This is a genomic window from Flavobacterium reichenbachii (assembly GCF_002217435.1).
GTDB lineage: Bacteria > Bacteroidota > Bacteroidia > Flavobacteriales > Flavobacteriaceae > Flavobacterium > Flavobacterium reichenbachii.
The window spans coordinates 1-17,358 of the sequence record NZ_MUHF01000012.1; the positions used below are offsets into that span (position 1 = coordinate 1).

Genomic DNA, 17,358 nt, shown 5'->3' on the forward strand with positions numbered 1-17,358 from the left:
ACAAGTAAAACGCCTTTTATAAATTTACAAAATCTATGTTTCTATGTGTTGAATATAATTACACTCAACGGTTTAATTTATATAAAATCAGCTAGAAAAATAATTAGTAATAATTAGTGTAATTCGTGGCAAAAGCTAAAAAATGCTTATAAATCTGTGGCTTAAAAAAAACTAGACGCTTCCCTGTAAAATCGAATATACCAATTCTTTAGTCGGTTTTTGGTCTTTTAGTTTTGAGCGGACTTCGTCAAAAGTTACTTTAAAGTCACAGCCCGATTTATAGGCGGCGCAGCCATAAGCGGTTTTCCCTTTCAGAATGGTTCCTTTTTTGCATTTCGGACAGCTTAATGAATCTGAGCTTGCTTTTGATTCGGCAGTTTTATCCGTTTTTTTGGGTTCTAGTTTTAGCTTGTAATTTTCTTCAAAACGAATCAAACCTTCAACAGTTCCGGCATCAGTTTTAAAGCCTTTTATGTTTACCGTAGAACCTTTTTGCACCAGACGCAAATATTGGCTTTCTGTTATTTTTTTTTCTGCAAAAACGTACGGCAGCACAAAGTCGCAGCCCGATTTGTATTCACTGCATCCAAAAGCCGATTTTCCTTTTATTAGATTTCCTTTCTGGCATTTTGGACAAGTTTCTGCCAAAATTCCGGCAGCTTTCTTTTTCTCTGCTTTTACAACTGGTTTCTGAATCGTTGCGGCATGAGAAATATTAGCATGTTTAGTTTCGCTTCTTACTTCATATACCAAAGCTTCAACCATATGTTTCATGTTTTTAATAAAAGCAGCAGCCGTAAAAGTTCCTTTCTCAATATCTTTCAATTGCTTTTCCCAGGTTCCCGTAAGTTCCGCAGATTTGACCAATTCATTCTGAATCGTATCAATCAACTGAATTCCGGTTAAAGTGGGCAAAACCTGCTTTTTATTTCTAACAATATATTGACGCTTAAAAAGAGTCTCAATAATATTCGCACGCGTAGACGGACGTCCGATTCCGTTTTCCTTCATTAGTTCTCGTAAATCTTCGTCGTCAACTTGTTTGCCTGCGGTTTCCATGGCGCGCAGTAAAGTCGCTTCAGTAAACTGATTTGGCGGTTTGGTTTCTTTTTGAAGAAACGAAGGTTCGTGCGGTCCTTTTTCGCCTACCACAAAACTCGGCAGTAAATCGGGTTCTTTTTCTTTGGCATTCGGATCTTCAAAAACAACGCGAAATCCCTTTTTCAAGATTTCTTTTCCTGTGGTTTTAAAAGTCACATCGGCTGCTTTTCCAATTACTGTAGTGTTGGCAACCAGACAATCGTCGTAAAATACGGCAATAAAACGCCTTGTAATAATATCGTAAACCTGCTGCTGATTGTAAGCCAGATTATTTTGTACTCCTGTTGGAATTATAGCGTGGTGATCTGTAACCTTTTTGTCGTTGAAAACCTTTGGCGATTTCTTGATTTTCTTTCCTAAAAGTGGCTGCGTCAATTCGGCATATGGGGTTAATTTTTGCAGAATTCCCGGTACTTTCGGATATATATCATTCGGTAAAAAAGTAGTATCAACTCTGGGATACGTAATTACTTTCTGCTCGTACAAAGTCTGTGCAATTTTCAGTGTTTCTTCTGCAGAAAATCCAAACTTTTGATTGCAGTATACTTGTAAACCTGTTAAGTCAAAAAGTTTTGGCGCATATTCGTTACCGTTCTTTTTATCAACAGAAACAATTTCGAAATCACTTTCTTTTACTTTTTCGGCCAGGATTTCTCCGTCTTCTTTTTTCAGGAAACGACCATCTTCATAACTAAAAAGAGTTTCTCTGTATAAAGTCTGCAATTCCCAATACGGCTGCGGTTTAAAATTTTCTATTTCTTTAAAACGGTCTACAACCATTGCCAAAGTTGGCGTCTGGACGCGGCCAATAGAGAGAACTTGTTTGTAACCGCCGTGTTTTACGGTATACAAACGCGTTGCATTCATTCCTAATAACCAGTCGCCAATTGCTCTGGAAAAACCGGCATAAAACAAATTATCGTAGTTTTCAGAAGGTTTTAAATTGTCAAAACCTTCTTTTATGGCTTCTGTTGTTAAGGACGAAATCCACAAACGTTTTACTTCGCCTTTATAATGCGCTTCGTTCATGACCCAGCGCTGAATCAATTCTCCTTCCTGTCCGGCATCCCCGCAGTTGATAACCAGTTCGGCTTTGTCAAAGAGACTTTTAATGATTTTAAACTGTTTTTGAATTCCTGAATTCTGAACGACTTTGGTTTCGAATTTTTCAGGAAGCATCGGGAGGTTGTTCAAATCCCAGCTTTTCCAGTGTGGTCTGTAATCATTGGGTTCTTTTAAGGTGCATAAATGCCCAAAAGTGTATGTTACGGCATAACCGTTGCCTTCGTAATATCCATCGTGTTTGGTATTTGCACCCAAAACAGATGCAATTTCGCGCGCTACACTTGGTTTTTCAGCAATACATACCTTCATTTTCTCCTTCTAAATTTGAAAGCGAAATTAGGCATTTTTTTTGGTTTGCCGTTAAGACATTAGGATCATAAAGTTTTTGCGGCTCTGGCGATGGCAGGAAGAAGAAGAGGTTTTATAATTACATTTAAAACGGCAGATCAACTCCATAAGTTCTTGTTTTAAGAAAGTAAATTATTTTTAACTTATTTTAAAACAGGTATTTATACGTGTTGTCGTGAAATTATTTATGACTAAAATTGCTTCACAATAATTACAATTTTAGAATATACTTTCCGTAAAACAAACTTTGGTAAATTTTGTCATTTTTTTGGAATTATAAAGTGAGATTTTAAGTCGATGGAACCGATTTGAAGTCTCACTTTTTTTTAGCGAAATTCTATAGCCATTAAATTATTTCTGCAAATACAATCGTTTTTGTTAAACTACACTCTTTCAATGCAAATCACGTAAAAATACGGGTTGCTATAATTGAATTAATTGGTATAATTGCCTGAAAATAAATTTGTTGTATTTGAAAATTACAAAACAGAAAATTATAAATACTTTTAGCATGGCAGTTATAATTAAAACAAATAATCCGTTGGAGCTTTTAAGTTTAATAAAGCAGGAAATTAGTTCAAAAAATATTGAAAACTGGTCGTACGATTGTGATGGCGATTTTACCCACACATCAGATCAATGGAAGTCAAAAGCATGGTTTATACCTGCTATACGCCCGGGAGAATTAAGATTTGGAATTTTGGCGAACAAAAAATTTAAAATGACAGATAAAATTTATGGCGTTTATCACGGAAGATTTACAGAAATGCTGCTTTTAAATTTTGACAACAAATTTTCTAACGCCATTGCTACTTCTCAAAAAACAGAGCCAGACAATTTTTAATACGTAATTAGAATGAATTAGTTAGGTATAGTGCAGGTTTTTTTAACCTGCACTTATTTATGAATCACATTTACGTATCCTAAAAGCTGTGCGATTGCCATAGAAGTAAAGGCAGCTCCAATTATAACCGAAAATATAAGAGTACCGTAATTAAAGCTCTTTTCTGCCTTGACAACAAATCGCTCTGGATTTTTAGAGCTGTATAGAATTTTGATATTCTTATTGATGTCATTTTTATACGATCTGAAAAAGCTTGCATCTGTTGAGGCGTAATAATATGGTTTTCCTGTGATCAGTTTTTCTTCAAGAGTTTTAAATTCTATAATGGGTATTTTATAACCCTCGTCAGATTCATGCGACACAATTTTTCCCAGGCTTTCAATTCCGTTTTTTGTTATGGAGTTTAGAAATTCCAGATAATGAATTCCGTGGTATAAAATTAAACTTCCTACGATTAAGAAGCACACTACAGGTTTGTAAAAACCAAAGAAAATAAAGAGAATCAGTATAATAATTCCAGATTTTTTATCAAATTCCATTCTAATACTGGTTTTTATCTTTGCTCATAATGTCTCTTTTTATAATAAGGAAAAACCCAAAAGTCATATCCATCCGGAACATATGTCGGGCAGCGTTCTTCTTTGCAAATCTGAAAAGAACGAATCACATTTTCATACGTTGTTTTTTTACTGAATTTTAAATGAATGCCTTTAGCAGGATCTTGTAAATTTATGATATTCTGAATTTCCAGTCTAAAACGATCTAAAATACTGTCATCGTATTTTTCATTTCCGTTAAGCTCCAATGTCGTAATAGATTTTTTTTTCACATATTCCTCCAGAGTATATCCTATTATTTTTTCGAACTCTTTATCGCGATAACCAATAAAAGTCGCGTTTTCTTTGAATGCATCTTTTTTTATCATCCACAGCAAACATGCTGCAATAAAGAGGATAAAAAATGTTCCGTAGATAAAAAATGGTTTTATTTTGATCAAAATTGATTTAAGTAAATCAGTTAATTTATAAAATAAAATCTCCCTCCAAAATAATTACCGCTTCTCCCAGAATGCAGACTTTATCTTGCAAAAGTTCTGTGCGCATTGTTCCGGTTCGTGCTGAAGACTGATACGCATTGAGTTTTGTTTTATTGAGTTTTACAGCCCAGTATTTTGTCAAAAAGGTCTGAACGCCGCCCGTTACAGGATCTTCATCTGTTCCTGCCCACGGCCAAAAATAACGGTACTCAAAATCGAAATTTTCGTGATCTGAAACAGCCGTTACCAAAACACCGCTTATTCCGGAATGTGAATTGAGCAGCGCGGTGAAATCGGGTTTTAAATCCGCCAATTCACGTGCACTTTCAATTTCTATTAAAATTATTTGATTGTTGGGACTGTATCTTTTGGCTGTAATTTCAGAAATTCCAAGTGCATCCAGCATCTTTTGCGGTACGGTTGTTTCTTCTGTCTCATACACAGGAAATTGCATTTTGATTTTATCGCCTTCTTTTTCAATCAGCAATTCAACATTGTTATAATTGATGAATTTTATGGTGTCGAATGAAGTGGTTTTAAAAACAATTTTAGAAGAAGCAAGTGTCGCATGCCCGCATAACGGAATTTCGGTTTTTGGCGAAAAAAACCTGATGCTGTACGTATTTCCATTTAATTGTCTGATAAAAGCAGTTTCAGAAAAGCCAATTTCTGTCGCAATACTTTGCATGGTTTCGGTATCTAATGCACTTTCGGGCAGACAAACTGCAGCAGGATTTCCTTTGAATTTTTCATTTGTAAACGAGTCAACAAAATAGGTTTTCATTTTTTGATTGGATTGTTTGATGATGTTAAAAGTAGGAAAGCGATTTGAATAAAACAGAATCTAGATTTTAAAAATATCAAGTCTTTTGATCCAGGAAATTCCAGATTCTAAAAACGTAAGTCTGGTTTTGACTATTTTATCACTTTTATCTCTCGGATTTTTAGCTGCAAATCGTGCTGTAGAATTATTAAAATCTAATGTATATTTTGCATCAAAATCCTCTTTTTTATTAGAAGAAAAAGTAATTATATTGTCTTTTGCACTCCATTTTCCTTTTCCGTACGTATTTACTTCCGGCGGAGTTCCTCCCTGCATTTTCGAATACGAATGAAATACAAATGTTCCGTCTGGATTTAAGGTCAGTTTGTATTCAATGACATGTTTTCCTTCTTCGCTAAGATTACGATTATAATCACCAGCAAATTGATTGGATTGAGCTAAAAGCGTTAGATTTGAGATTAGTAGGAGGACAGAGAGTAGTAATTTCATAATTTAGCTTTTATAAAGATTAGTTAGAAGTTATTTTGATAATCGCTCTAGAATGGCAAATGATTTTTTAACCTTATCAAGGTACGTTATATATATTCCTGCACAAAAAATAACCATGAAAAATAAAACCAGATACCATTTTAAAAACAAGGTATTAAAATAAAGAAAGCAGGATAGTATTAAATTAAGGATCACTACAAAAGCAATTAAATTTTTCATCATGCCGGGCAGATCAAAAGTAAGTTCAATTACTAATTCTTTTGCGTCCTTTTCAGATACAGTGCCTTCAATTACTGGTCTAATTTGATTTCTCGCATTAGAATCGAAAGAGGGATAAATAACAAAATTTCCATTAACATCTACTTTTCCTTCAAATAAGATCTTTGAGTTATCCTTTTTAAAAGACTCTACGTTTCTATTTAATACTTCTGTAAAATCTTTTTTATCTAAAAGGCTGTAAATAATTTTTTTCTGTTTAAACAAATTCATGCTTTAAGATCTTATGTTTGGTATTCGTTTTTTATGCCCAAGTCTGTTTGGAGTTCTTTACAAAAAACCTTTTATTTTTCTAATTCGATTTTGAGTCTTTCGATGATCTTCTTTTTGAATTCTCTTTTTATCATTATGTTTCTATATAAACCTAAATCCTGATTGATCAGCTGCCATCCTGATTCTCTGTTTCTATATACCGCCACAAAACCAATATTTGTCCCTTCGTCAAAACCAGGTCTTGTCCAGGCATCTATTCTTTTGCCATCCAGATTAAAAGAAATATCATGCCAATAGTCGGTAGGATTTTTATCTTTTAAATCTGCATGATTAAGATTCATTTTTTCTAATGCCTTGATAATATCCTTTTCCGGATACTTGAGATAATACGTTTCTGCATAAGGATAGCTTCCCGCAGCATAAATGTGGAAAGTAGAAAAAAACGAAATTAAATTATAAGTGATTGTGAGAAGTATTGCAATAACAATTACGAGCTTAAATTTAGATTTCATTATTTGGATTTTGGTTAAGTTTTGTTTTTGGTAAACCTAACAGGTTTTTAAAACCTGTTAGGTTTCGTTGCGTAATCTTTGTCGAGCTTCTTTTGCGATCCTTCCTTCGTCAGGATGACAGGCGTAACTCCGTAAATAAAATGTTTTCGGTAAACCTAACAGGTTTTTAAAACTGTTAGGTTTCGTTGTGTTTCTTTATATCACACTAAGATTCATCGACAATCCAAGATGGATATTCCTCTACATATACCCATTTATTCTTTTCTTTTTTAATAAAAATAAAACTTCTGCAGATCTTGTTTTCATTGCAATAAAACGAAAACAAATAACAGCCTTTGGTATTATTTTTATTTAAAACCAAACGATATATTTTAGAAGCTCTGACACAAAGCTCGTCTTTGGAGGAAGTATTTTCTTTTTCGTATTGGTAATACGAATCGTTTAATTCCGCTCTCAAAAACGGCTTGTCCTGGCCTTTATAATGCAATTGTTTTTTTATCAAATCGATGTATTCTTCGCCTATAATGGTATCCATTCGGGCCATGCTGTTGTCTCTAAAATCAGCAAGTAAATACTCGTAGTTTTGTTTCCAGTCGGTTTCATTCTGTAAGTTGGATGCGGCAGGAGTATATTTGTAAGCAAATAAAGTATCGCTGATCAATACTTTAATTTTTTTTGTTTTTAAAACTGCAGCAATAGAATCAGAATAAGAATCCAAATGAATCAAATCCTTTTTGGCAGCTTCTTTTTTTACCGGATCATCCTCCATTGCAACTCCCATTTTTAAACCAAAAGCAGCCATTTTGTAACCCTTTTTTCCTTTTAAAAAACTCGCCATCGAATTGGGATTCTCGTTTAAATATTGACTGAGTGTCTGACTGATAATTTCTTTTTCGGTTTTAAAATCAATGGTTTGTGAATACGAAAAGTGAACAGAAAAAATAAAAAATAAAATCGAAAATAGTTTCATGTATTTTTATTGAGTTATGCAATCAGATCAGTAAAATTAATGCTTCAGAAACCAAAGCGTATTTATGGCAGCCGTATTTCTTTTCAAATATAAGTTTTTTCTTCTTTGCAGGTTATTGGAGCAGTTAGAAAGTTGGGAGACTTTCGCACGGCAGTTAAACTCAGTTTTTATTTTTTGTATAAGACTTTTTGTTTTTCATTTATGATGATATATTCTCCATTTGATTTCACAAAATAGACAAAATCATTTTCATTAAACGACCAATTCTTTACTTTGGATTTTTCAGTAGGAACTGCATTCAAATATTCTATTATTTCGCTGTAACCGCCTCTTTTAATTTTTTCATATTCAAACGGTACAATCACCTTATTGTCAAAATCTATAATTCCCCATTTATTATTCTTTAAAGCCATAATTCTTTTATTGAATTTTAAATCCTCAAAGAAATTAAGATTTTCATATTCGGCAGGAATAATGGTGTTGGCAGTAGAATCAATTAATCCAATCTTGTCTTCTAATTTAACCTGTCTGTATTTGCTGTGTTTGTCTAGTTTATCACTTGTCCCGTAAATGCCATCGTATACGCAATCGATTATCAGTTTGTTTTTATTGTCCAAAACCCCTTTTTTTCTGTTTTTTGTTACAATATATTCGTCAGAACGCGGTTCGATATCATCATACTTAAAATCAACCAAAACCTTGTTGTTTTCGTCTATAACGCCCCATTGATTGTTTAGTTGAGCCTTGATTTTTTTAGAGCTGCCCAATTCAATAGATTGATATTTAAAAGGAATTTTGATAGTTCCATTTAGGTCAATTGCACCATATAGGGTATTGGATTGTGCCATTAAAATTTCTGAGCCATATGTAGAATCTATTTTATCATACCACGGACCTTTTTCTTTTCCGTTAAAATCGATCAGGATACTTTTGTTGTCTTTTTCTGCAATTAAAGTTGAGAGTGATGAAGTAGATCTTATACCATCATATTTTTTAGAAACCGGCTTATTTTGAAGATCTACCAAAAAACTTTTCTTATCTGCTTCAACAGATACGATTTTTCCATTATCATAGACCGCGATTACATTATCATATTGTACGGGAATAACAATTTTTTTGTTTTTGTCATCATACAATCCGTATTTTTTACCTTCTTGGATTCCCCAAAGACTATTAGAAAAACAAGTTCCAAGGCGTTGTTCTGGATCATTCCTTATGGTGAGTTCATTTGCAGGTTTATTTTGCGCTAAAGATAAATTGTAGATGAATAGAAATAGAAACAATACGGTTGTTCTCATAAAGGGTAAGAGTATTTGTTGTGGCTTTTGTTTTGGATAATTTTTTTGGTTTTGCACTGTCGCCCAATACTTCATAAGGCGGGAAATTTTGATGCAAGATAAAAAACATTTAATAGAGTCGGTATCTTCTTGCTTTTATATAATTGATCAGGAAATAAAGTAGAATTGCGATGATGATGTAAAAAGAAACTTTAAAATAAATCCCCATATAAAAAGAACACAACTCATAATTATAATATTCCTGAGGGGCATCTTTCAAAAAATAATCGTTTGTTAATTTACTTTTGTAAAGGGCGTGTTCATTTAAATTTGAACCCAGATATTCTTGCTTCCCTACAGACAATCTTATTTTAGAATGATTACTAGATAATTCGCCTTCAATAACAAAAGTTCCTATTCCGTTTTCTGGTCCTGTATCCTGATACGCTCTTTCGATTACTAAAAAATCTGTAGTCATGTTTGATTTTGTATTTTTAAAGCTTTTTATATTTTCATATTCTCTAAAATACCGATTAGAATAAACATCCAAAGAAGTAACCAGTACAGAGATCATTATATTGCCAATTAAACAGATGACACCAATGATCTGTAAGATGTTTTTCATGAGGTTATGATTTATTTTGAATATTCTTTTGCAGACAAAGATTGACTTTTTCTGTGTATAAAAAAAACGGTAAAAATATTTTTCGTGTAGTTTTTTATAGAATTTCTGCTGCGTAAAAGTAGCGCAGCTTTACATTAAAGCCCGATTAGATTATTTCTTTTCGTTAAGAGCAATTTTCTCCTCCAGATGACGAATCTGGCTCTTCATGCTTTCTATGGTTTCTTTTCTGGATTCTGCGAGGTCTTTGTAATTTATTTCATAAACTGCAGCAGATCCTTCCAGTTCAGAATTTGCTGCCAAAGGTTTGATCATCGGACCTTCGCCTTTTATGAGCCATTCGCAGCTGTATTGAGGATAATTTTGAATAATCTTTACGATCCATTTGGCTTGTATATCGCTTTTGTTTGCTATAGCACGAGACAAAACCCCTTTGCTGGCGCCAATAACCTGTTCTAGTTTGGTTATGGCTACACCTTCATTTATAGCTAATTGTTTTATGTGATCAAGAATGCTATTCATCTGTATAGAAAAATTATCATCATCTTACGTTAAGATGAAAATTATCATCTTTTTTGTTCCAATATTTGAAACAATGTAAAGAATTGGTAAAAGTAAAACAAAAAATTACAAATTCTATACTTCAACATTTTAGAAATTTTATTTCAAAAAAATCATTTTTTAAAGCGCTGAAAAAGATTATAAAACCAATGAATATTGTAATTTTTTTTTAAATGTATTTAGTTGTTTTTAAGAACATAATTATCATCAATTGTAATTTTTACAAATCTCGTCGAGAAAGTTATTATAAAAATATGTTTTTTTGTGTTTTGGTTTAATTATTTGTTTTGTAGTTATTTAAGTGTATTTTATTTCGTCTTTAAAAAAACATAAAAAATAACATTGTAAGAAATTATCTTCATATTTGTTTTGTGTGTTGAAAATTATCACTTACACTTGCTGCGATTTTTAAATCTAATGTATCATGGAAAATTGCAAACCGAAAATTTACAATTCTTATGATTCTCATATTTTAGAAGCCTTGTTTTTAAAATATGGAGTATCAAAATATTACATCCGTAAGTGTCTGGCTGGAAATGCACAAGGCATAAAACCTGATAGTATTAAAAAAGATTATCTTATAATGGAAAAGAAGATCAAAGAAACGATCTCAAAACTTATTGAATAATGTTCTGTATTAAGGCTCTAAAAACTTAAATCCTAATGATATGAAGAGAAAAACTGCATTTTAGTTTAATTAAAATACCACTCCGGACTCAAGTTCAAATTAGTCCAAGAGGGCAGACCCAAGAGCTTCTGTTTTAAATAATAAAGCCTGCACATTAGCGGTCAATACCACTCCAGACCCTAAGATTTTGGTAATGAGTTTACAAATACAAGCTCATCTGGTATAAAAGCGATCTTCCTGATCGTGTACTACAAAAACAATTATCCAAAAAAATGTACTGCTTTATAGCAGAATAAAAATAATAAAGAAGCCGCAATTGTGCTGCTTTTAATACATGACCGTACAATTAAATAAATAAAAAATGAATAAATCGAAATTAACCTCACTACTTTTTACTGCACTGCTTTTTGCATGTTTCAGCAATGTCTCGCATGCACAAACTGGTGTTAATACTCAAACTCCAGATATTAGTGCCGCACTCGAGGTAAAATCACTAGACCAAAAAACAGGACTGCTGATTCCTCGTGTACCTACTTCTCAAAAACTCCTTATTCCATCGCCTGCCACAGGACTTATGGTATACGATACCACGCAGCGCTGCGTTTCGCAAAATGCAGGAACGCCTGCTGTACCAAACTGGATCTGTCTGGGCAGAGACATGCTGACCAGTTTCTTCTATATGCCGGCTGTAGCGGTAGATGCTTCTGCGGTAACAACAGCCAGCAGAACACTTGATTTGTATGATGTGTATAAATCTCAATTTAATGCACCAAAAACAGCAAGTACAGGCGCGCCCGGATCTATACCGTTTTATACAAACGATAAATTGTATTATTACGTGACCAACTGCGATACCTCAGTAATTAAAGTAAACAGCATATCTGCCACTGGAGTTTTAAATTACGATATTATCAAAGCCGCAGATTATGCCTCGTTTATGAATGTGGTTTTCGTAGTTAAATAATTAAGAAACAGACATGAAAAAGACACTATTATTTTTTACAATATTAATATCCGGTCTTTCTGTACACGCACAGAAAGAAGCTAATAACTGGACATTTGGTTATAATGCATTTCTAACATGGAATACCACTCGCAGTTTTCCAGTAACTCCGGTTAGCAGTACGGGTGCTACACTAACCTCTTTAGATGGATTACCAAACTCGCCAAAAATGAGTTCAAATCACAACTATGAAGGATGTTTTACCCTTTCAGACTCCAATGGAGCTTTATTGTTTTATTCTGACGGGGTAAATGTATGGGATAAAACCGGGGCAACTATGACTAACGGTACAGGTTTAGCGGGAGGTAGCTCATCAACTCAGTCGGGTATATTATTTCCTTATCCAAATGTTGCAAATAAGTACGTAGAGGTTACAATGGGAGAAACAGAGAATAGTAGCCCAAGAATCGCCTACTCAATTATAGATATGACTTTAAGATCGGGCGCGGGTGATGTCGTAGCTGCACAAAAAAACCAATCTTTCCCCGAAGGTGCTGCTGGACTATTTACAGAAAGTTTGACTTCAATAGCAATTCCCAATACTAAAGACTATTGGGTAATTGCTCCTACGAAAGTATCATCTCCAAGCACTTTATATGCTTGGAAGTTTACAGCGGCAGGTCCGCAGGCTCCTGCAAAAACTTCTTTAGGAGTAGTAATTAAAGAGGACAGGACTTCGGGTCATATCAAACTAACGCCTGATGGTAGACATTTTGTCATGACGGTGGGTGGATGGCCTCCATACAGGCTGGTCTATGGTGATTTTGATATGAACACAGGATTTGCCAGCAATGTTAAAAATTTTCAATACCCAGGCGATACTAATAATTGGATGATTAGTCCTTATGGTTTAGAGTTTTCACCAAATGGTAAATTACTTTATGTAAGTTTCGCTGATGCACGGGTTGTAATCTATAACGTTGATGAAATATTTACAAAGCCCAGCTTAGATACAGTTACTCAAAAAAGTTATAATTTAGTATTTCCTGCTCCTCCTTACTCAGGACTTGAGGGTATACAACAAGCTGTTGATGGGAGACTGTATATGGTTACTCCTGATCAAACATATATGTGGGTTATTGATGATCCCAATAATTTTGACAGCCCAAAGATTTATAAAACGGGAACAGGATTTATATCCGGAGGTGCAACAGCTCAATATGGACTACCTAACTTTGCGCCCAACTGGTTTAACATGACCCCAGCAGCTAAGAAATTTGCCTGTACAGGGTATGACTATAAATTTACCACAAAGGTAGATATGTCTGGTGGTATTGATGCCCCTGTAAGCTTAAAAATAGATTTTGGAGATACCAAAAGCACAACTGTTCCTCTTGTTTCAGGACAAACTGATTACCAGATTGCTCATACCTATCAAAATTCAGGAACTTATACCGTTATCATTACTCCTGTTAAGAGCGGAGGCGTTACATTGACACCAAGCACGGTTACAGCGTACGTTGTAGATTGCAGTATCAGAACCAACCCGCAGATCAGGGTAGACCTGCAGAATGTAAATACAAAATCAGGTCTATAGCCATAATTCATAAAAAAATCGAAGATGAAAACACGATTCAATATATACAAATGGGTTTTTTCGGTACTATTTATACTGCTTTCTATTTCTGGGGCTCATGCACAAACTGGTATTGGCACTCTGACACCAGATGCGAGTGCAGCGCTCGACATAAGCAGTACAACCAAAGGACTTCTTGTTCCTAAAGTTACAACAGATCAAAAAAATGCGATTCCCACTCCGGCTGCCGGACTAATGGTTTTTGATACAGAAGAAAATTGTATTTCTGTAAACAACGGAACACCTGACGTTCCAAAATGGGAAAGTGCCTTGTTGGTAAACCGCAAGTCTTTCTACATGCCGTCTATCAATATCGAAACCAGTAACACTTTGGTTGGGCAGACCCGTACCAAGGATCTTTACGGACAATATGCCAGCGAATTTGGAAGTCCAAAAATGGCCAGCGACGGAGCACCTGCAGGGATCCCTTTTTTTGGCAATGCCAAAGACCTGCATTATTATATCACGTATTATGATGAAACTCTAATTCAAATCATCAGTCTGGACGAAAATGGACTTTTGACTTACAAAATCCTTAAACCTGCCAATTTTGATTCATACATCAATATTGTCTTTATGCCAAAATAAGGATAAAAACATGTTTAAGTTTTTAGGCATATGATTAAACCAACCTTAAAAAGCTGTAAACTTAGTTTACAGCTTTTTTTTATTGAGAAGCAATAGTTAACCACAATCTTGTCATCCTGAGGAACGAAGGATCACACATGGAACTCTGGAAAGAAAATGTTTTCGGTAAACCCGACAGGTTTTAAAAACCTGTTAGGTTTTGTTGCGTAATCTTTGTCGAACTTCTTTTGTGATTCTTCCTTCGTCAGGATGACGGGCGTACTCCGTAAAGAAAATGTTTTTGGTAAACCCGACAGGTTTTTAAAACCTGTCGGGTTTGGTTGCGTAATCTTTGTCGAGCTCCTTTTGTGATCCTTTCTGCGTCAGGATGACAGGCGTAATTCTGTAAAGAAAATGTTTTCGGTAAACCTAACAGGTTTTAAAAACCTGTCGGGTTTCGCTGCGTAATCTTTGCCGAGCTTCTGGTGTGATCCTTTCTGCGTCGGGATGAGAGGCGTAACTCCGTAAAGAAAATGTTTTTGGTAAACCCGACAGGTTTTTAAAACCTGTCGGGTTTGGTTGCGTAATCTTTGTCGAGCTCCTTTTGTGATCCTTTCTGCGTCAGGATGACAGGCGTAATTCTGTAAAGAAAATGTTTTCGGTAAACCTAACAGGTTTTAAAAACCTGTCGGGTTTCGCTGCGTAATCTTTGCCGAGTTTCTATTGTGATCCTTTCTGCGTCAGGATGACAGGCGTAATTCTGTAAAGAAAATGTTTTCGGTAAACCTAACAGGTTTTAAAAACCTGTCGGGTTTCGCTGCGTAATCTTTGCCGAGCTTCTGGTGTGATCCTTTCTGCGTCGGGATGAGAGGCGTAACTCCGTAAAGAAAATGTTTTCGGTAAACCTAACAGGTTTTAAAAACCTGTCGGGTTTTGTTGCGTAATCTTTGTCGAGCATCTTTTGTGATTCTTCCTTTGTCGGGATGACAGGCGTAATTCCGTAAAGAAAATGTTTTCGGTAAACCTAACAGGTTTTTAAAACCTGTTAGGTTTCGTTGCGTAATCTTTGTCGAGCTTCTTTTGTGATCCTTTCTGCATCAGGATGACAGGCGTAACTCCGTAAAGAAAATGTTTTCGGTAAACCCGACAGGTTTTTAAAACCTGTTAGGTTTCGTTGCGTAATCTTTGTCGAACTTCTTTTGTGATTCTTCCTTTGTCGGGATGACAGGCGTAACTCCGTAAAGAAAATGTTTTCGGTAAACCCGACAGGTTTTAAAAACCTGTCGGGTTTGGTTGCGTAATCTTTGTCGAGCTTCTATTGTGATCCTTCCTTTGTCGGGATGACAAAAAATGCAGGTTAATAATATCGGTTGTATACACTCGGTTATATACAATCACTTAAAAACTATTTGTTATTTCTAATTTTGCTTCAAAGAAAAAAATATTAAATCATGCAAATACAAAATAAAGAACAAGCAGAAAACTTAGTACAATTGATGAGTAAAGTAAATTATTTTACGAAGCTAAAAACAGAGCATACAATAGGAAATTCGTTTAGTGTATCGCTAAAAGTATCTTCGTATTACGAATTAAATCGTATGGTTTCAGATTTGCTTACAGCAAGTATTACGCTGCTTCATCCAGATGCAAAAAGTTTGTCCGGTTTTACAAAAGATAATGCTATTAATGTAATGACTTTGCTGGAAATCGCCCTGCAGTTATTACCAGAAGAAGAAATGGAGCTGCTGGATGATTTGCATAAGGTTTATTTAAAATCTGATACAAATCTTTAAGATATGGTCTTACCTTCAGCTTAAAATGAAATCCAGTAAATTCATGACAATTATTTTGAGCCAGTTTTTCTCTTTCTTCATCAGTAACTTTTACTATCCTCGCAGTGAAGAGTCGGGAGACCCTTGCGTGCAAAGATTGGTTTGTGTTTTGTAAATATAAACAAAAGCGATATGATTTTGCAAAATCCCTAGCGGTACCCTTTTTTAATCTCGTCCAGGGTTCTATTAAATTTGTCAAAAACAATTTGTTCAGCCTCATGATTACTTGGTTTCCATTTTTCAATGGTTGTGGTTTTATTCTTATTTTGGTAAGTTTCACTCGAAATTAATGTGCCTTTTATTGGATCTTTAAAATCAATTTCTGCTTTTGAGTTAAAATAGATTTTTACCATTTTTGGTATTTCCCAAAAGTATTTTGTTTTATTGTCAATGTCAATTATTTTGCTTTGGGAGTCTTTTGGGAATAATTTATTTAACCACGATTGTTTTTCGTATTTAGTATAAACAGGAATTGTATTCAGATAGAACTTATAACCCTCATAATGCTCTGTAAAATCACTGCTGACAATATAATTGTAATAAATAACAGCCTCAATAGATTGCTGGCTTATAAAACAATCTTTGTCAAATAATGGCATTTCAATTCTAATTCCGTTAGCATCAAAAAACATTTTATTTTGTCTTTCGGCTATTCGTTTTTGTTGTTTTTCGGAAATTGAAAACCCGAATATTAAACCATAAATTATAAATAAAGGAAAAAAAGCAAATATAGAAATGGTTATCCATCCTAATAAATCAACATTCCATTTTAGTTTAAGGGCAAAAAACAGCAATAAAAACCCTATCATTGAAAATACAGAAAGAGGGAAAATAAAAAAAACAGAAAGCGAATGTTTCATTATCCATCTCCTTAGAGGTACCAATTTTTTTTCATCATACCATTTTGAAATATTTTCTTTAAAAATACCTAATAGTGCAATAATTACAAAAATCGTAGGAATTAAATACAAACCCAATGACTTATAGCCGCTTTTGATATTAAAAAAGATTACCGATAAACCAAAGATTAGTGTAAAGACACAGACTAACTTCGTAATTGCTTTTTCGTTTAAATTCATGCTATTTTTTCATAAAAAGTATTTTCTTTAAAGCTTAATTCGTTACTTCAATTTTGGTTTCTATGTCGAGAGTTTTATTAATTTTTTTTCTGAATAATAAAAATTGTATGGTCGTAAGAAAGAGATAAAGTATTGAAAAAATGGCAAGCGTTGTCAAAATACTCAAATTGTCTGCTAAAGCATCAATCAATGCCTTAATAATGATAAAAATAACCCAAAATGATGGTATTCCTACAAATGCTAAAAGAGACCAATAGAAATTATTTCTAATTTTTTCTATCAAATTTAAAAGAATTGCAAAAGAAGAAATAACCATTGCAATAAGGTATATAAGTGCAAAACCTATATTTAACAGCAGTTCTAAAATCTGGATCAATTCTTCAAAGAAATTCCCATCAAACGTCTTTGTTGCTGCAATCACAATTCTATAAATAAAAAATAATGCAATACTGATCAAAAAATTAATGATCCAAAACCTAAATACAATTTTTTTCATTTTTTGTTACGGTATATTTTATTCCCGATAGCGTAGATTTGCAGTCCGTGCTCACAAAGATTGGTTTGTTCTGTGTATA

Annotated in this window: 19 protein-coding genes; 6 read left to right on the plus strand and 13 right to left on the minus strand. The window is 34.0% G+C overall.

Annotated elements, in window-relative coordinates; translation table 11 throughout:
- Nucleotides 1-171: 171 nt before the first annotated feature.
- On the minus strand, nucleotides 172-2,475 hold the full coding sequence (locus B0A68_RS11400) for a type IA DNA topoisomerase (RefSeq protein WP_035684265.1): 2,304 nt from the start codon (nucleotides 2,473-2,475) through the stop codon (nucleotides 172-174).
- Between the two features lie 550 nt (nucleotides 2,476-3,025).
- Here B0A68_RS11400 and B0A68_RS11405 point away from each other — a divergent pair.
- Nucleotides 3,026-3,358: a hypothetical protein gene (locus B0A68_RS11405; RefSeq protein ID WP_035684261.1), complete on the plus strand. Its 333-nt coding sequence runs from the start codon at nucleotides 3,026-3,028 to the stop codon at nucleotides 3,356-3,358.
- 53 nt (nucleotides 3,359-3,411) lie between these two features.
- Here the strand turns inward: B0A68_RS11405 and B0A68_RS11410 are convergent, their stop codons facing one another.
- The 10 genes from B0A68_RS11410 to B0A68_RS11455 form a co-directional block, all read right to left on the minus strand.
- On the minus strand, nucleotides 3,412-3,897 hold the full coding sequence (locus tag B0A68_RS11410) for a DUF3592 domain-containing protein (RefSeq protein WP_035684259.1): 486 nt from the start codon (nucleotides 3,895-3,897) through the stop codon (nucleotides 3,412-3,414).
- Between the two features lie 14 nt (nucleotides 3,898-3,911).
- A complete protein-coding gene (locus B0A68_RS11415) occupies nucleotides 3,912-4,283 on the minus strand; it encodes a hypothetical protein (protein WP_035684256.1) in 372 nt (123 codons plus the stop codon).
- Nucleotides 4,284-4,380: 97 nt separating this feature from the next.
- A complete protein-coding gene (locus B0A68_RS11420) occupies nucleotides 4,381-5,178 on the minus strand; it encodes a PhzF family phenazine biosynthesis protein (protein WP_035684254.1) in 798 nt (265 codons plus the stop codon).
- Nucleotides 5,179-5,238: 60 nt separating this feature from the next.
- Nucleotides 5,239-5,667, minus strand: coding sequence for a copper resistance protein NlpE N-terminal domain-containing protein (locus B0A68_RS11425; protein ID WP_035684253.1), 429 nt, complete (start codon nucleotides 5,665-5,667; stop codon nucleotides 5,239-5,241).
- A 30-nt stretch (nucleotides 5,668-5,697) separates the two neighbouring features.
- Nucleotides 5,698-6,156 carry a hypothetical protein gene (locus B0A68_RS11430; protein WP_035684251.1) on the minus strand — a complete coding sequence of 153 codons (459 nt, stop codon included), beginning with the start codon at nucleotides 6,154-6,156 and terminating at the stop codon, nucleotides 5,698-5,700.
- Between the two features lie 71 nt (nucleotides 6,157-6,227).
- Nucleotides 6,228-6,668: a hypothetical protein gene (locus B0A68_RS11435; protein ID WP_035684249.1), complete on the minus strand. Its 441-nt coding sequence runs from the start codon at nucleotides 6,666-6,668 to the stop codon at nucleotides 6,228-6,230.
- Nucleotides 6,669-6,873: 205 nt separating this feature from the next.
- On the minus strand, nucleotides 6,874-7,638 hold the full coding sequence (locus B0A68_RS11440; RefSeq protein WP_035684246.1) for a hypothetical protein: 765 nt from the start codon (nucleotides 7,636-7,638) through the stop codon (nucleotides 6,874-6,876).
- A gap of 167 nt (nucleotides 7,639-7,805) precedes the next feature.
- Complete coding sequence (locus tag B0A68_RS11445; protein WP_165571333.1) at nucleotides 7,806-8,936, minus strand: WG repeat-containing protein; 1,131 nt, start codon at nucleotides 8,934-8,936, stop codon at nucleotides 7,806-7,808.
- A 109-nt stretch (nucleotides 8,937-9,045) separates the two neighbouring features.
- The gene (locus B0A68_RS11450; protein WP_035684240.1) at nucleotides 9,046-9,540 is read right to left on the minus strand and encodes a hypothetical protein; all 495 of its coding nucleotides are present in this window, start codon (nucleotides 9,538-9,540) and stop codon (nucleotides 9,046-9,048) included.
- Between the two features lie 150 nt (nucleotides 9,541-9,690).
- Entirely contained in the window at nucleotides 9,691-10,059 is a 369-nt protein-coding gene (locus tag B0A68_RS11455) for a hypothetical protein (protein ID WP_051892566.1), read from the minus strand.
- Nucleotides 10,060-10,522: 463 nt separating this feature from the next.
- Between B0A68_RS11455 and B0A68_RS11460 the strand changes: the two genes are divergently transcribed.
- The 5 genes from B0A68_RS11460 (at nucleotide 10,523) to B0A68_RS11480 (ending at nucleotide 15,665) form a co-directional block, all read left to right on the plus strand.
- A complete protein-coding gene (locus tag B0A68_RS11460) occupies nucleotides 10,523-10,726 on the plus strand; it encodes a hypothetical protein (RefSeq protein ID WP_035684238.1) in 204 nt (67 codons plus the stop codon).
- Nucleotides 10,727-11,087: 361 nt separating this feature from the next.
- Complete coding sequence (locus B0A68_RS11465) at nucleotides 11,088-11,690, plus strand: hypothetical protein (RefSeq protein ID WP_035684235.1); 603 nt, start codon at nucleotides 11,088-11,090, stop codon at nucleotides 11,688-11,690.
- A 13-nt stretch (nucleotides 11,691-11,703) separates the two neighbouring features.
- Complete coding sequence (locus B0A68_RS11470; protein WP_035684232.1) at nucleotides 11,704-13,266, plus strand: hypothetical protein; 1,563 nt, start codon at nucleotides 11,704-11,706, stop codon at nucleotides 13,264-13,266.
- A gap of 24 nt (nucleotides 13,267-13,290) precedes the next feature.
- Nucleotides 13,291-13,893: a hypothetical protein gene (locus tag B0A68_RS11475; RefSeq protein WP_051892564.1), complete on the plus strand. Its 603-nt coding sequence runs from the start codon at nucleotides 13,291-13,293 to the stop codon at nucleotides 13,891-13,893.
- Between the two features lie 1,430 nt (nucleotides 13,894-15,323).
- Nucleotides 15,324-15,665, plus strand: coding sequence for a hypothetical protein (locus B0A68_RS11480; protein ID WP_035684230.1), 342 nt, complete (start codon nucleotides 15,324-15,326; stop codon nucleotides 15,663-15,665).
- Nucleotides 15,666-15,853: 188 nt separating this feature from the next.
- Here B0A68_RS11480 and B0A68_RS11485 read toward each other — a convergent pair whose 3' ends face one another.
- Nucleotides 15,854-16,783 (minus strand): hypothetical protein, encoded by a 930-nt coding sequence (locus tag B0A68_RS11485; RefSeq protein ID WP_035684226.1) that lies wholly within the window; start codon nucleotides 16,781-16,783, stop codon nucleotides 15,854-15,856.
- A gap of 34 nt (nucleotides 16,784-16,817) precedes the next feature.
- Nucleotides 16,818-17,279 (minus strand): hypothetical protein, encoded by a 462-nt coding sequence (locus tag B0A68_RS11490; protein WP_035684225.1) that lies wholly within the window; start codon nucleotides 17,277-17,279, stop codon nucleotides 16,818-16,820.
- Between the last annotated feature and the right edge of the window lie 79 nt (nucleotides 17,280-17,358).